Raw genomic sequence first — 16017 nt, 5'->3', positions numbered from 1 at the left:
AAATGGGATGAAGAAGTTTGGGATCATCAATGCCCGGCTGGCAGGGTACATAGCCGGGCTGGGACATATGGACCAGTTCATGATAGGGGATGGCGGAATGCCAATCCCGGCAGGGGTCCCGATTGTGGACCTGGCGTTATGCGGCGGGGTTCCCACCTTTAAGCAGGTAATGGATGCCGTGCTGAAGGAGACGGAGGTGGAGTTTTATACGGTGGCAGAGGAGATTAAGGAGTATAACCCGGAGCTGCTGGCTTATATAGAGGAAAGCCTTCCGGGGGTGGAGCGCCGGATGGTTCCCCATACCGGGCTTAAGGAACTGTCAAGGCAGGTTAAGTTTGCAATACGTACCGGCGAGTTTACACCGTATCCGAATATAATATTGAGGGCGGGAGTGGCGTTTCCAGTGTAGGGAATCCAATCCATATCGCGGTAAAAACCGTTGCCCCATGGATGGAAATATGGCTATGGGGTAGCGGGCTTATACGTATCTGTAAAAAAAGAGCAGCGATAACGCTGCTCTCAAAAAATAACTTTTTTTAAATCACTGGCTTTAAGCCAATAGATATAATGGCAAATTATCAAACCCATTATATCAAATCACTGTCTTAAGACAACTTGAATATATCATAAATCGTATTAATTGTCAATATTGCCTTTGGTAATTTTATTATATGTAATTTCAGAAATTTTGTCACAGACCATCTTCATCTGTTTATCTGTTACCTTAATTTGAAAGTAACCATCTTTTTTGTTGCCACATCTATCTAATCTTTTTTTGCTGACAGACTGAATCATGAACGTGCAAGCATAACATTCTTTACTGTCATCAGGATAACCCTCAATTTTTCCTATATCGACTATAACTTCTTTATTTTCCTCTATCCATTTTGGAGTATGGTCTTTTTTTGAGGTTAATGGAACCACAAGAGCTGTATATTTTGATTCGTATATGACTAATGCATAATGATAATCTTGAAACTCAGAACCGATATTTCTTCCGAAATTAATCCAATAAACATTTTGCCGATTCTTTTTATAGAGTTCCTGGTCCATCTTTTCTTTAGAGGATTTGCTGGCGTAAATAGATATATTCTTTAATACAACTTCATTAAACCAGTCAAGTAATTCTGAACAAAAATTATTATTTATGTCCAATTTTTTTAATTCTAAAATATTACTAAACAGAATTTTACTTTTTTCTAATAATTTTTTATTGTGCAATTCCTGCATTTCATATTACCCCTCACAAATCGGTCTTTTAAATCATATTATATACTAATTGATGGCAAAAATCTACAATAATTGACATATATAAGATGTCTAGTACTTTTCGACATAAATACGTCAAGAGACATTAGTATTACATTCTTTATTGTGATTAATATTTTTCGAAATGGATTTGGAATGGATTTTCGGGATAATAAAAAGTCAACCCTTGTAAACGGTATTTTGCCGTAGTATAATGTGTTTACAGTAAATTTCACTTGTGCTTGGAGAGGTATAAGGCGGGATATCATTTTTAGAAGCGGCTAGAAGTTTTCTGTATACCTATACTGTTTAGAAAGGGGAAGATTATGTCAGAAAACGAAAAACTGAATTTGATTCTCGAAGGCATTGGAGAAATCAAGGACGATGTGCGGGGCCTTAAGGAGGATGTGCAAGGCCTTAAGGAGGATGTGCAAGGCCTTAAGGAGGATGTGCAAGGCCTTAAGGAGGATGTGCAGGTACTTAAGGAGGATGTACAGGGCCTCAAGGAGGAAGTGCAGGTACTCAAGGAGGAAGTGCAGGTACTTAAGGAGGACGTACAGGGCCTTAAGGAGGAAGTGCAGGTACTCAAGGAGGATGTACAGGGCCTTAAGGAGGAAGTGCAGGTACTCAAGGAGGATGTACAGGGCCTTAAGGAGGAAGTGCAGGTACTTAAGGAGGATGTGCAGGTACTCAAGGAGGATGTACAGACACTTAAGGAGGATGTGCAGTCTGTTAAAGAGCGGGTAACCTTATTTGAAATTACCCTGGAAAACGAGACAAACCGGAACATTCAATTAATTGCGGAAGGCCATATGAACCTGGACCGGAAGCTGGACGAGGCTTTAAAAGAGCTTCATCCTAATACCATGTATCATCTGAAAGTCAACCATCTGGACGGAGAAGTGACAAAGATGAAACGGGTCTTGAACATGGCGTAGACCACAGAACAGATGAATAGGATAAAAGGGCTTTGCAAAGCGGATTCCGGTCCGCTTTGCAGGGCTTTTTTTATTTACAGCCAGATTCCCACCGGTTTTACCTCCATTTTACAGGACATTACTTTTTGTTTTTACACTGCCTGATTAAAATCTAAGAGTAGATTGTGAATGTGAAAGGAAAGTCCATGTCTGATATATCATTGGTAAATGTAAGTAAGACCTATAAAAACGGCTATAGCGCTGTAAAGAACTTCAATCTGGATATCCGGGAAGGGGAACTGATCATCTTCGTGGGTCCGTCGGGCTGCGGAAAGTCTACCACCCTCAGGATGATTGCGGGCCTGGAGGATATATCTTCAGGAGAACTGTGGATTGATAACTGTCTCATGAACATGGTTGAGCCAAAGGACAGGGACCTGTCCATGGTATTCCAGAACTACGCCCTGTATCCCCATATGACGGTATATGAAAATATGGCTTTTGGCCTGCGGGCCCATAAAACGCCCAAAGCAGAGATTGACAGGCGTGTCAGGGAAGCGGCCTCCACACTTGAAATAAGCCATCTTCTGGACAGAAAGCCCAGTGCCCTGTCAGGGGGGCAGAAGCAGAGGGTGGCAATCGGAAGCGTGATTGTGCGCAAGCCCAGGGCGTATCTTATGGATGAGCCCTTGTCCAACCTGGATGCAAAGCTGAGGAGCCAGATGCGGGTGGAGATAGCCAAGCTTCATAAACAGCTGGGTGCCACCATGATTTATGTGACCCATGACCAGGTGGAGGCAATGACTCTGGGGACAAGGATTGTTGTCATGAAAGAGGGGGCCATACAGCAGGTGGCGCCGCCCGCCGAACTGTACCAGAATCCGGTGAACCGGTTCGTGGCAGGCTTCATCGGCTCTCCGGCCATGAATTTCCTGGAGGGGAAGGTGGTGCTTAGTAATCAGGGACCGTGCCTGAAGGGAAATGGCTGGCAGCTTCCATTGACCTTGGCCCAGGGAAAAAAGCTTATGGATAAAGGGTATATGGATAAGATGGTTACCCTGGGAATCCGGGCGGAGGATTTTCATGAACAGCAATGGGGAGAAGCCTGGCTGGAGGTTTTGGCAGATGTAAGGGAAATGCTGGGAGCGGAGGTCCTTCTTCATGGCCGGGTATGCGGGGATGGCGGGGCTGCCCGGCATGGGACGGCACAGGGAGAACCTGTCCGGGACAGCCTTAACTGGGAAAATTCACCGCACATATGTGCCAAGCTGCCGCCATCCTGTTGTGTTAAGGCAGGGGGCCGGGTACGCCTTTATGTGGATATGGGCCGTATCAAGCTGTTTGACACAATAACAGAAGAAAATATCCTTTATGTATAGGAGCAGACGCATGAAAGAGAAATCATTTATAAAAAAGACAGGACCATACGCCTATACGGCGCCTGCGCTCCTGGTCTTTGCCGTATTCCTGTTTTATCCATTTTTTAAGACCATTTACCTGAGCCTGTTCAAGACGAATAAAATGGGGCAGGCCAAGCTGTTTGTGGGACTTGGGAATTATACGGACCTGTTCCGGTCCGGGTCGTTTTTTAACAGCCTGACGGTAACTCTGATATTCGTGGTGATTGTGGTATCGGCCAGCATGGCCCTTGGACTTCTGGCAGCCATGCTGTGCAACCGGGCATTTCCGGGTATCCGGGTGTTCAGCACGGCATATGCGCTGCCCATGGCCATTGCCTCCAGCTCCGCGGCCCTTATATTTAAAATCATGCTTCACCCGTCCATCGGGATTGTAAACAAGCTGCTGGGGCTTGACATCAACTGGGTCAATGACCCAAGATATGCCCTGGTATGTGTGGCCCTTCTGACCGCATGGCTGAACAGCGGCATCAACTTCCTGTATTTTTCCGCAGGGCTTGGCAATATTGATGAATCCATCTATGAACGGGCATCAGTGGACGGCGCGGGCGCGCTGCAGAAGTTCTTCCGCCTGACGCTGCCGGGCCTTAGTCCCATCATGTTTTATACGGTGGTGGTAAACATCATCCAGGCCTTCCAGGCATTTGGGCAGGTGAAGATCCTGACCAAGGGAGGACCGGGGGAGTCCACCAACCTGATTGTATATTCCATTTACAGGGACGCGTTCTTTAATTACCGTTTCGGCAGCGCGGCGGCCCAGTCCGTTATCCTGTTTGCCATTATCATGGTACTTACATTAATCATGTTCAAAGTAGAAAAGAAAGGGGTCAGCTATTAATGGAGCAGACACTTGTTATCAGAAGGACCGGGGAAATGAACCGGGAAGAAATCAGACGTGCCCAGGAAGCGGCCAACCGCAAGGCACTGTTGGTGAAAAGAGGGAGGACCGCCGTCCTTATAGGACTTAATGTACTTGTGGCCCTGTTTGTACTGCTTCCGCTTCTGTATGCGGTCAGCGTGGCGTTCATGCCCTCCAGCGAACTGTTCACCACGCAGATGAACCTGCTGCCCTCGTCCCCGACCCTGGAGAATTTCCGGCAGGCCCTGATTAAGGTGCCTTTGGCCCGGTTTGTGGCCAATTCCTTTATGGTGGCCGGGCTTATTACCCTGGGACAGATCATATCCTGCTCCCTGGCGGCATTTTCCTTTTCCTTCCTGGATTTTAAAGGCAGGGAGGCGCTTTTCATGCTTGTGATGGCAACCATGATGATACCGGGGGAGGCGACTATCATATCCAATTATCTGACCGTAAGCCGTTTTGGATGGCTGGATTCCTACCAGGTGCTGATTGTGCCGTACCTTACATCGGCCATGGGCATTTTCCTGTTCAGGCAGTTTTATAAATCCTTTCCCATCTCATTGTATGAATCCGCCAAAATAGACGGATGCGGGAACCTGCGGTTCATATTCAGGATACTCCTGCCCCTGACCAAGTCGGCTATCGGGGCCATGGCAGTGTATACCTTCATCAATGCATGGAATATGTATATGTGGCCGCTGCTCGTGACTGGCTCCAATGAGATGCGGACCGTGCAGATTGGTATCAGTATGCTGAATAATGAGGACGCCCAGTCCATAACCCTGATGATTGCAGGGGTAATCCTGGTAATCATACCGTCCATAGCCATCTTTATCGCGGGACAGAAGCAGCTGATCCGGGGGATGTTCTCAGGCGCTGTCAAGGGATGACCTAGTGCTCCATCCAGTCAGAAACCGTACTGCCAGCACAGCCTATTTTGCCATCTGCCGCGTTGTCGTCAGTCAGCGGAGGACCAACTCCGCTTCCCTCCTCCGCCTTGCAGGCTGACAAAATATTCAGCACTGGCAGTACAGTTTCTAACTGGATGGAGCACTAGCCCTTTACATATAAAAAGACCACAAATAAAATATCGGAGGAATGAACGATTATGAAGAAACCATGGATGACAACAATGACAGCTTTCGCGGCAGCCGCAGTACTGGCCGCGTCCATGACAGGATGCGGGGCCAAGGAACCTTCTGCGGATACGTCTGCACAGGGAAGCCTGGAAGGGAATGGGCAGGATGGCACCGGACAGAATCTGGACGGACAGGGCCAGGCAGGAGGGGATTTAGGCGGCACCGAACAGACCGGGGCCATGCCGCTTAAGGGTACAACCATTACGTTCTGGCATTCCATGGGCGGAGTGAACGGGGAAGCCCTGGATTATCTGGTTAACCGTTTTAATACGGAAAACACCTTTGGGATTCAGGTGGATGCACAGTACCAGGGGGAATACGACGATGCAATCAACAAGTTAAAAAGCGCCCAGATTGGCAACATGGGGGCGGATCTGGTTCAGATATATGACATCGGCACCCGGTTCATGATTGATTCCGGCTGGGTGGTGCCCATGCAGGAGCTGATGGATGCGGATGGCTGGGATAAATCAGTGATTGAACCAAATATTGCTGCGTATTATACTGTAGATGATAAGCTGTATTCCATGCCGTTTAATTCCTCCACCCCAATCCTTTATTACAACAAGGACATGTTTGAAAAGGCAGGCGTGACACAGGTGCCTTCAAGCCTTATGGAGATTGCCGATGTGGCGGATGCCCTGGTACAGAAGGGCGGGGCGGGCGAGCCGGTTTCCCTTGGAATCTACGGCTGGTTTTTCGAGCAGTTTACTTGTAAACAGGGGCTGCCCTATGTGAATAATGGAAATGGGAGACAGGCAGCTGCAACCGCTGTGGATTTTGACCAGAACGGTGCGGCCGTGAACACACTGACGGCCTGGAAAGAACTGTATGACAAGGGGTATGCACCGATAGTTGGGCGCGGAGGCGACTCCGGACTGGCTGACTTCAGTTCCGGGAAATCTGCCATAACCCTTGGTTCCACGGCTTCCCTGAAGCAGATATTAGGAGATGTAAACGGCAAATTTGAAGTGGGGACCGCTTATTTCCCAAAGGTAAATGCAGATGACAAAGGCGGTGTCTCCATTGGCGGCGCTTCCCTGTGGGCGCTGGATAACCAGGACGATACGAAAAAGGCAGCCACATGGGAGTTCGTGAAATTCCTTGTATCGCCTGAAAGCCAGGCATACTGGAATGCCCAGACCGGATATTTCCCGGTGACAACAGCCGCACATGACGAGCCGGTCTTTAAGGAAAATATGGCCCGCTATCCCCAGTTCGGGACTGCCATTGACCAGCTTCATGATTCCACGCCGGAGTCCGCGGGCGCGCTTTTAAGTGTGTTCCCTGAAGCCAGACAGGTGGTGGAGACGGAAATCGAGAATATGCTGAACAACAATATAAGCCCTGAAGATACGGCTGCCAATATGGCAGAACAGATTAATAAGGCAATTGAGGAATATAATCTTTTAAATGAGTGATAATGATAAGTGAGGGATGGGACATGAAGACACAGGTATGGGCACACAGAGGCGCGTCCGCTTATGCGCCGGAGAACACGCTGGAGGCATTTAAGCTGGCGGCCGGACAGGGCGCTGACGGCGTGGAGCTGGATGTACAGCTGAGCCGGGATAATGAGCTGGTAGTGGCACACGATGAAACCATAGACAGGGTCAGCAACGGTTCAGGGTACATTAAGGACCATACCTTAAGGGAACTTAAGAAACTGCGGTTTAACCGTCTGTTCCCTGAGTACAGGGACGCAGCCATCCCCACGCTGAGAGAGGTTTATGAGCTGTTAAAACCCACAGGGCTTGTTATTAATGTTGAACTGAAAACAGGGATTGTGCCCTATGAGGGGATAGAGGAAAGGGCGCTTTGTCTGGCATCTGAAATGGGGATGGGTAACCGGGTCATCTACTCTTCCTTCCATCACCCAAGCCTTGTGAAGCTGAAAATGCTGGATGCCTCGGTAAAGACAGGGCTTCTCTACTCAGACGGATGGATAGATGCTGCCTCCTATGGACGGTACACGGCCCGGGTGGATGCGCTCCACCCCGCGCTCTACCACATGCAGGATAAGGAGCTGATTCCCTCCGCCAGGTCCCTTGGCCTGGCCCTGCATGTGTGGACGGTGGACGATGAGGAGTACATGGAAGCTCTGGTCAGACAGGGAGTGGAGGCCATCATCACCAATAAACCGGATGTATGCAGAAACGTGGCTGACCAGCTGAATCCCTTTGGCTAGGTGCTGTATGCATAAGGACTTGCTATGCGCTGTACTGGTTATATTAGGTCATGCCCAGGAAAGGATTGATGGAATGATAAGACTTGTGGCGGTGGATATGGACGGCACATTGCTGGGACCTGACGGGCGCGTGTCGGACCGGAATGCACATGTGATACGGTGTATGCAGGATATGGGGGTGGAACTTCTCATATGTACGGGAAGAAGCTATGAAGACGCCCTGCTTCCCCTAGAAGAGGCGGGACTTAAGGCCCCGGTGGTATGTATGAACGGGGCGTCCACCTATGACTCTCTGGGCAGGCGGCTGGACAAGGTAGGGCTTGCCACGACACAGGTGGAACGTATTGTGGAAAGCTGTAAGGATGAGGGCGTCATCTTTGATTTCATGACAGATAAGGGAAGCTGCACCATTGCTTTAGAGGAAGAATTCAAGGATTATTTTAACCGCAACGTATTGCTGCCAATGGCTGAATTTTCCTATGAAAGCGTGCGCAGCCGTTTTACCTTCCTGCCTCCCGGGGAACTGTTTAGGCGGGGGATGGAATTCTATAAGGTTTCAGTCATCCATGAATCCCCCCTTGTGCTGGGAAAACTCAGGGAAAGGCTTGGGCTGGTGCCTGACCTGGCCATTGCGTCCTCGGCTGCGACCAACCTGGAACTGACCCACCAGGATGCCCAGAAAGGCAAGGCCCTGGCAGGATATGCCGCAATGAGGAACATAGGATGGAATGAAATCATGGCAGTGGGTGACAGTGAGAACGACTATTCCATGCTGTCCATGGACCTTAAGTACACGGTGGCCATGGGGAATGCCATGGAACGTATCAAAAAGACCGCCAAATGCCAGACGCGTACCAATAGCCAGGACGGGGTGGCATACGCTATTGAGAACCTGGTGTTTGAGGGGCGGTCTTGCAGGAACCTGGGTTCAATTTAAATAAATACGGAATAAAGCTTGGAGTGCACTGTAATATGGTCATGATACGGACTATAATGCAGTGCTTATTTTATATTGCATCAATGTATACTATCTGCTATGCTTATTGCTATCCGCAGAATATCTTCTGCCAAATTGGATAATAGACCCTATCCGGCAGATGATTACAGCGTATGATTTTAGGATGGACGAGGTGGGACCGTTTACCTTTGCCGACCGCGTTAAAATGTGTGTTTTTAAGGATTATTCCGTCGGCTTCAAAGCGCCGGATTGACAAAACTGATTGCCGGTGCTATGCTAAAGAACAGCAGGGAGCTTGTGGAGCAGGCTGAGAGGAAGTAATCGAACTTCGACCTATCGTACCTGATTTGGGTAATGCCAACGTAGGGAAATATGAAGCGCTTCATTGTGCATATCAAGGTTCATATCCCACGGGGGTATGGACTTTTTTCATTCATAAGGAGGGAAATGGATATGAAAGTGAATAGTAAGAAACTGGCTGTAAGTGCAATGCTGGTGGCGGTGACAGTATCCCTGTCCGGTTTTTCCATCCCCATAGGGGCATCCAGATGTTTTCCGGCACAGCACCTGGCCAATGTGGTGGCCGGCGTGTTCCTGGGGCCGTGGTACGGGGCGGCAATGGCTTTTTGCACCTCCCTTATCCGCAACCTGATGGGAACCGGAAGCCTGCTGGCATTTCCGGGAAGCATGATAGGCGCCCTGGTATGCGGCATGCTGTACCGGTCTACAGGCAAGCTGGCGCCGGCCTATGCAGGCGAGGTTGTGGGCACAGGAATCCTTGGCGGAATCTTGTGTTATCCGGTCGCAACCCTGGTAATGGGCAAGGAGGCAGCCATATTTGCCTATGTGATGCCGTTCCTTATGAGTACGCTGTGCGGCACCGTGATTGCCGCGTTCCTCATAGGCGTGCTGTGTAAATCAGGAGCATTTAAGTACATGAAGCAGCTGCTGGATGCCAATGTCCAGCCATCCGTGGCAGTAAAGCGGCAGGGGAAATAGGGGCTGCAGATACAACCCGGAAGGAACTGACAGATGAAACAGATAGAATGGATAAAAGTAATAAGGGATATGTCACCCCGTGTCCACTGCATCACCAACTACGTGACGGCGGGGGATGTGGCCAACATAGTGCTGGCCATAGGCGGTTCCCCAATCATGGCCCAGGGAATCAGGGAGGTGGAGGACGTCACCTCCATCTGCCAAAGCCTTGTGCTGAACATGGGAACCCTTGAGGAAGAACGGGTTGAGGCCATGATCCTGGCCGGGAAAAAGGCGGTACAGCTGGGACATCCCGTCATCCTGGACCCGGTGGGGGTGACTGCGTCAGCCTTTCGGAGGGAGTCGGCCCTTAGGATACTTAAGGGAGTCAGGCCGTCGGTGATACGGGGAAATGCATCCGAGATCCATATGCTGGAACAGGTGCTCAGTGGTGCTAAGACAGGGAATCTGTGCGGGGTGGATGCCGTGCCGGGCAGATGGATGGACCTGACTGCAAAAGCCGCCGTATCCCTTGAAAAACGCACGGGCGCTGTTGTGGTGATGACAGGGACAACGGATGTGGTGGCCGGGCCGGGAAGGGTCATGAAGATAATGAACGGGCATCCATGGATGGGACGCATTACGGGCAGCGGGTGCATGCTGGATGGGATTATCGGGGCTTTCTGCGCATTGTGCGCACCTGTACAGGGAAGGACTCCGGCAGGATGCGGCGGGAAGGAAGCGTTAGGGCGCAGCGGGGATGCTCCAGGATGCGGCGGGACGCAGGCGGCTATAACGGAAGCAGCTGCCATGGCTGTGTGCGCCCATGGCCTGTGCGGGGAACTGGCTGCCGGAAAGGCAATCAGGACCGGAGGCGGAACAGGAAGCTTTAGGATGTACCTGACGGACTATATGAGCATGCTGGATGACGGGATGCTGGAAAGAGGGAAAAGGATTGAAATTTCATAGGAACCAGCTTTTGATATATGCGGTGACGGACAGGGCGTGGACAAAGGGCAGGAGTCTGTGCGGACAGGTGGAGGAAGCCCTGAAAGGAGGAGCCACCATGGTCCAGTTCAGGGAAAAGGGCCTGGACCGGGGGAATTATGACCAGATGCTGGCCGAAGCAATGGAACTCCGGGAATTGACAGGGCGTTTTCATGTCCCGCTGATTATTGACGATAACATAGAACTGGCCCTGGCCTGCGGCGCGGACGGGCTCCATGTGGGGCAGGATGACATGGATGCAGGGCTGGCCAGGAAGCTGCTGGGACCTGACCGGATCCTTGGGGTAACTGCCAAGACCGTGGAGCAGGCCAGAAAGGCATGCGCCCAGGGCGCGGATTACCTGGGCAGCGGGGCTGTTTTCGGCACAACCACCAAATCCGATGCCAGACCCATGACCATGGAGACCCTGCGGGCCATATGCGATTGTTCAGACATTCCCGTCGTGGCTATCGGCGGGATTAACCTGGATAACATCGGGCTTTTGGAAGGCAGCCACGTGGCCGGGGCAGCGATTGTTTCCGGTATTTTTGCAGCCCAGGACATATGCCTGACCACAGGACGGCTAAAAGAGGCCATGATAAAAATTTGCAGCAGTTCAAGAAATTTCCAAAAAACAGTTGACAATTAATTGCCATGTGATTATAATAAGCTCAACATTCAACAAAACATAAAAAACTGTTGAGCAGGAGTAAGTAAGATTGTAATGCCAGGCACAGAGAGCTTCCGGTTGGTGTAAGGGAGCGTTGGATTAGAGTCTGAATGGACCTGCGAGGGCAGCTGGAAACCAACCGCGTGAAGCAGATGGGAGTATGGGCTGACGGGTATCCCACCGTTACCAGGGAGGACGCATGATGGTGCGTTACAGAGCGGGCGTATTACAATTCTTGTTCGATGACACAGCATCAGGTTAATTATAACTTGATGCTTTTTTATATCCATGGAATGGACTCCATGGGACAGGAATACGCCAACAAGGGTGGTACCGCAGAAGTTTTCAGAAGCTTTTGTCCCTGCTGACATATGGTCAGCTTAGGGATGGAGGCTTCTTTTTTTGAACCCATAACCGGCCCCAAAGCCAGACTAAGAGCCAACCCTGCATCCAGACTTACAGCTAATCCTTCAGCCAGACTTACAGCCAACCCCGAAGCCAGAAAGGAGACATTCCCATATGATTATCCCAACCTGTGAAGAAATACTGAATCTTTCCCGCCAATACGATATCATCCCAATCTGCCGCGAGGTATACGCAGACATCGTCACACCCATCACCCTGCTGCGGCGCATCGCAGGGAGGAGCCGCCGCTTTTACCTTCTGGAGAGCATTGAAGGCGGGGAAAAATGGGCGCGCTATTCCTTCCTGGGATATGACCCTGTCATGCGGGTGACCTGCAGAAACGGTCTGGTAACCATTGAAAGCAGCATGCAGGAGATACCGTCCCAGACCATCACCACCAGCCAGCCCCTTCAGGTCCTAAGGGAAATCCTGAACCGTTACCAGTCCCCGCGGCTTGAGGGGGAACCTCCTTTTACGGGCGGCTTCGTAGGATATTTTGCATATGCCATGATTGGATATGCGGAACCCACCCTTCATATCTCCAGGGGGGAAGCCAATGATTACGACCTGATGCTGTTTGACAAGGTGATTGCCTACGACCACCTGAAGCAGAAAATCGGGATTGTGGTAAATATGAGGACCGGAAGGCCCGCCCTTAATCAATCCGGTTCCCGGGGACTGGTAACCATAAATCCCCCGTCCCCGGATTCACGCCCCAAGGAGACCCAGTACCTGGAATATCTGATGAAGGAGTATGGAAGGGCGTGCGGGGAGATTGAGGCCATCGCATCCCTGATTCATGAGACGGCCCCACTGAAAAAACTTACATCCGGGCCAAAACCCGTTTTCGCCTGTAATGTATCTAAGAAAGCCTATTGTGACATCGTTAAAAAGACAAAGGAATACATCCTGGAGGGCGACATTTTCCAGGCAGTCATCTCCAGGCAGTTTGCCAGTCCCTGCAGCGGCAGCCTGTTAAACGCCTACCGGGTCCTGCGTACCACCAATCCTTCGCCCTACATGGTGTACATGAACATAGATGACGATGAAATCATAAGCACGTCCCCGGAAACATTAATCCGCCTTAAGGACGGACGCCTGACCACCTTCCCGGTAGCCGGATCAAGGCCCAGGGGAGCCACGGATGAAGAGGACCGGAGACTGGAAAAGGAACTGCTTGCAGATGAAAAGGAACTGTCAGAGCACAACATGCTGGTGGATTTGGGAAGGAATGATATCGGACGGATTGCATCCTTTGATTCCGTGGAAGTGACAGAGTACAAAATGATACACCGCTATTCTAAAATCATGCACATCTGCTCCCAGGTGGAAGGGGATATAAAACCCGGATATGACGGCTGTTCTGCAATTGAAGCCCTGCTGCCCGCAGGAACCCTGTCAGGGGCGCCCAAAATCAGGGCCTGCCAGATTATCGAAGAATTGGAGCAGACGCCCAGGGGAATATACGGAGGAGCCCTTGGCTACCTTGATTTTACCGGGAACCTGGATACATGCATTGCCATCCGCATGGCAGTCAAGCAGAACGGGACAGTCATTGTCCAGTCCGGAGGGGGCATTGTGGCGGACAGCGTACCTGAAAAGGAATATGAGGAATCCGAGAACAAGGCAATGGCAGTGATGAACGCCATAGAGAACGCAGGGGAGGTAGATGATAAATGATACTTCTGATTGATAACTACGACAGCTTTTCCTACAACCTGGTACAGATGATTGGAAGCATCAGCCCGGATATCAGGGTGGTGCGCAACGATAAGGTCACCGTGGAGGACATTAAGGAAATGTCCCCCAGCCATCTGGTCCTGTCCCCGGGACCCGGATATCCAAAGGATGCCGGTATCCTGGAACAGGCGGTGCGCGAGCTGAAGGGCAGGATGCCTATCCTGGGAGTATGCCTTGGGCATCAGGGAATCTGTGAAGCCTTCGGAGGGACCATCGTACACGCAGGGAAGCTGATGCACGGAAAGCAGGGCAGCATTGAGGTGAACAGACAATCCCCCTTGTTTAAAGGGCTGGCGTCCAGGATACAGGCCGCCAGATACCACTCCCTGGCAGCAGAGGAAGACAGCCTGCCCCGGGAACTTGAAATCATTGCAAAGGATTGGGAGGATGGGGAAGTGATGGCCGTGCAGCACAGGGAGTACCCGGTTTACGGACTTCAGTTCCATCCGGAATCCATCCTGACACCGGACGGGAAAACAATATTAGAGAATTTCCTCTCACTGGTTTCCCCGGCGTAAACACGATGATATGGGCAGCCATATATGACATGGCAGCCGAATTTTTATAAAAAAGGAGAATGATTATGATTCAGAAGGCAATCCATCAGTTAGTAGAAAGGGCAGACCTGGATTTTGATACAACAAAGGCGGTCATGGATGAGATCATGAGCGGGGAGGCAACCCAGGCACAGATATCCTCGTTCCTCACGGCACTCAGGATGAAGGGGGAGACCATTGACGAGATTACGGCCTGTGCAACGGTCATGAGGGATAAAGCAGTAAAGCTGACCCCGGCCTTCCCGGTCATGGATATTGTAGGAACGGGAGGGGATGAAGTGGGAACCTTCAATATTTCCACTACAAGTGCATTCGTGGCAGCGGCCGGAGGAATCCGTGTGGCAAAACACGGAAACCGCAGCGTATCCAGTAAGAGCGGCGCCGCAGACGTGCTGGAGTGTCTGGGAGTAAAACTTGCCCTGACAGCGGACCAGGCAGGGGCGGTGCTGGAACAGACAGGCATGTGTTTTCTTTTCGCCCCGGCCTACCACTCATCCATGAAATACGCTGCGCCGGTGAGGAAGGAAATAGGAATCAGAAGCATTTTCAATATATTAGGTCCCCTGTCCAATCCTGCGGGGGCGTCCATGCAGCTTCTGGGCGTCTACAGCAGGGAATTGGTGGAGCCCCTGGCACAGGTACTGGCTAACCTGGGAGTGAAACGGGGCATGGTGGTCTGCGGCGGCGATGGCCTGGACGAGGCAACCTTAACAGGACCTACCCATGTGTGTGAGATACGGTTCGGACAGCTGTCATCCTACGACATGACGCCGGAAGAACTGGGCCTTACAGCCTGTAAGCTGGAGGAGCTTATCGGAGGCACGCCCCAGGAAAATGCAGCCATCACAAGGGATATACTTTCCGGCAGGCTGACCGGGCCAAAGCGGGATGTGGTGGTGCTCAACGCAGCCCTCAGCCTATATCTGGGCATTGATGACTGCACGGTTAAGGACTGTATAAAGAAGGCCCGTGACATCATTGATTCAGGCGCGGCCATTGGGAAGATGGAGGAATTCATAAGGGCCACCGGCCAGGCGTCAGGAACCGCAATGGATGGGGCGGGTAAAAAGGAGAAGGCCTCATGATACTGGACAGGATTGCAGGGGCTGCCCGCAGGCGGGTGGAGGAGAAAAAGCGTATAAAACCGCTGGACCTGGTAATGATGGAGGCACTTGCATGTGCAGAAAGCCTTAAGGGCAGAGGATGCGGTAAGGGGGATTCCAACAGCCCTGGGGACTTTGAACAGGCGCTGTCCGGTCCGGGTATATCATTTATCTGTGAAGTAAAAAAGGCCTCCCCGTCCAAGGGCCTGATCGCGCCGGACTTCCCATATGTGGACATTGCAGAAGAATATATGGAAGCTGGCGCAGACGCTATTTCCGTGCTGACCGAACCGGAATTTTTCCTGGGAAATGACAGGTATCTGGAGGAAATACACCAGGCGGTCCGGCTTCCCCTCCTGAGGAAGGATTTTACGGTTGACCCCTACCAGATATATGAGGCCAGGCTGCTGGGGGCATCGGCCGTGCTTCTCATCTGTTCCCTTCTGGGCAGGGAACAGCTGAAGCAGTATATACGCATCAGCCGGGAGCTGGGGCTATCCGCCCTTGTGGAAGCCCACTCAGAGGAGGAGGTTTCCATGGCGGCGGACGCCGGGGCCGGTATCATTGGGATTAATAACAGGAACTTAAAAACCTTTGAGGTGGACTTCTCCAATGCGTTAAAGCTCAGGAGACTGGTGGGGCCTGACACCATATTCGTGGCTGAGAGCGGCATCAGGACAGCCCGGGACATAGAGGCCCTGGCAGAGGCAGAGGTGGACGCGGTCCTGATTGGCGAGACGCTTATGAGGGCGCCGGACAGGAAAGCGGCTTTGGCGGAGCTGAAGCGCGGATGCAGATAAAACGCGGAGGCGATTAAACAGGAAAAGTTAGTAAATGAAGGAGCCATCAA

16 protein-coding genes and 1 riboswitch are annotated in these 16017 nt (G+C 51.2%); of the genes, 15 read left to right on the top strand and 1 reads right to left on the bottom strand.

Annotation, left to right across the window (positions count from 1 at the left end):
• Positions 1-7: 7 nt before the first annotated feature.
• Positions 8-409 (top strand): D-ribose pyranase, encoded by a 402-nt coding sequence (gene rbsD, locus DWX59_RS22135; RefSeq protein ID WP_117561502.1) that lies wholly within the window; start codon positions 8-10, stop codon positions 407-409.
• Between the two features lie 227 nt (positions 410-636).
• On the opposite strand, the gene DWX59_RS22130 is transcribed toward rbsD, so the two are convergent.
• The gene (locus DWX59_RS22130; protein WP_117561500.1) at positions 637-1230 is read right to left on the bottom strand and encodes a type II toxin-antitoxin system PemK/MazF family toxin; all 594 of its coding nucleotides are present in this window, start codon (positions 1228-1230) and stop codon (positions 637-639) included.
• 635 nt (positions 1231-1865) lie between these two features.
• On the opposite strand from DWX59_RS22130, the gene DWX59_RS30105 reads away from it, so the two are divergent.
• From DWX59_RS30105 to trpC, 14 genes are all read left to right on the top strand, one after another.
• Positions 1866-2186, top strand: coding sequence for a hypothetical protein (locus DWX59_RS30105; protein ID WP_353626782.1), 321 nt, complete (start codon positions 1866-1868; stop codon positions 2184-2186).
• Between the two features lie 185 nt (positions 2187-2371).
• Positions 2372-3544 carry an ABC transporter ATP-binding protein gene (locus DWX59_RS22120; RefSeq protein ID WP_117561495.1) on the top strand — a complete coding sequence of 391 codons (1173 nt, stop codon included), beginning with the start codon at positions 2372-2374 and terminating at the stop codon, positions 3542-3544.
• Between the two features lie 10 nt (positions 3545-3554).
• The gene (locus DWX59_RS22115; protein ID WP_117561492.1) at positions 3555-4421 is read left to right on the top strand and encodes a carbohydrate ABC transporter permease; all 867 of its coding nucleotides are present in this window, start codon (positions 3555-3557) and stop codon (positions 4419-4421) included.
• Complete coding sequence (locus DWX59_RS22110; protein ID WP_117561489.1) at positions 4421-5332, top strand: carbohydrate ABC transporter permease; 912 nt, start codon at positions 4421-4423, stop codon at positions 5330-5332. Before DWX59_RS22115 ends, DWX59_RS22110 begins: the two co-directional genes overlap by 1 nt.
• Before the next feature lie 218 nt (positions 5333-5550).
• The gene (locus DWX59_RS22100) at positions 5551-7002 is read left to right on the top strand and encodes an ABC transporter substrate-binding protein (RefSeq protein ID WP_235845135.1); all 1452 of its coding nucleotides are present in this window, start codon (positions 5551-5553) and stop codon (positions 7000-7002) included.
• Between the two features lie 23 nt (positions 7003-7025).
• Positions 7026-7769 (top strand): glycerophosphodiester phosphodiesterase, encoded by a 744-nt coding sequence (locus DWX59_RS22095; protein ID WP_117561706.1) that lies wholly within the window; start codon positions 7026-7028, stop codon positions 7767-7769.
• Between the two features lie 73 nt (positions 7770-7842).
• Positions 7843-8706, top strand: a complete 864-nt coding sequence (locus tag DWX59_RS22090; RefSeq protein WP_117561487.1) for a Cof-type HAD-IIB family hydrolase — start codon at positions 7843-7845, stop codon at positions 8704-8706.
• 298 nt (positions 8707-9004) lie between these two features.
• Positions 9005-9114: riboswitch (TPP riboswitch) on the top strand.
• A gap of 66 nt (positions 9115-9180) precedes the next feature.
• Positions 9181-9726 (top strand): energy coupling factor transporter S component ThiW, encoded by a 546-nt coding sequence (gene thiW / locus DWX59_RS22085; protein ID WP_117561703.1) that lies wholly within the window; start codon positions 9181-9183, stop codon positions 9724-9726.
• Positions 9727-9759: 33 nt separating this feature from the next.
• Positions 9760-10674 carry a hydroxyethylthiazole kinase gene (thiM, locus tag DWX59_RS22080; RefSeq protein ID WP_117561485.1) on the top strand — a complete coding sequence of 305 codons (915 nt, stop codon included), beginning with the start codon at positions 9760-9762 and terminating at the stop codon, positions 10672-10674.
• The gene (gene thiE / locus DWX59_RS22075) at positions 10661-11341 is read left to right on the top strand and encodes a thiamine phosphate synthase (RefSeq protein ID WP_117561483.1); all 681 of its coding nucleotides are present in this window, start codon (positions 10661-10663) and stop codon (positions 11339-11341) included. Before thiM ends, thiE begins: the two co-directional genes overlap by 14 nt.
• Positions 11342-11881: 540 nt before the next feature.
• Positions 11882-13447, top strand: a complete 1566-nt coding sequence (locus tag DWX59_RS22070) for an anthranilate synthase component I family protein (protein WP_117561481.1) — start codon at positions 11882-11884, stop codon at positions 13445-13447.
• Positions 13444-14025, top strand: a complete 582-nt coding sequence (locus DWX59_RS22065; RefSeq protein WP_117561479.1) for an anthranilate synthase component II — start codon at positions 13444-13446, stop codon at positions 14023-14025. Before DWX59_RS22070 ends, DWX59_RS22065 begins: the two co-directional genes overlap by 4 nt.
• Positions 14026-14090: 65 nt before the next feature.
• The gene (gene trpD / locus DWX59_RS22060) at positions 14091-15149 is read left to right on the top strand and encodes an anthranilate phosphoribosyltransferase (protein WP_117561477.1); all 1059 of its coding nucleotides are present in this window, start codon (positions 14091-14093) and stop codon (positions 15147-15149) included.
• On the top strand, positions 15146-15967 hold the full coding sequence (gene trpC, locus DWX59_RS22055; protein WP_117561475.1) for an indole-3-glycerol phosphate synthase TrpC: 822 nt from the start codon (positions 15146-15148) through the stop codon (positions 15965-15967). The genes trpD and trpC overlap by 4 nt, the downstream gene beginning before the upstream one ends.
• Positions 15968-16017 lie beyond the last annotated feature (50 nt).

Origin of the sequence: Enterocloster aldenensis (assembly GCF_003434055.1) — a bacterium.
GTDB lineage: Bacteria > Bacillota > Clostridia > Lachnospirales > Lachnospiraceae > Enterocloster > Enterocloster aldenensis.
This window is presented reverse-complemented; position numbering and strand designations above follow the sequence as displayed.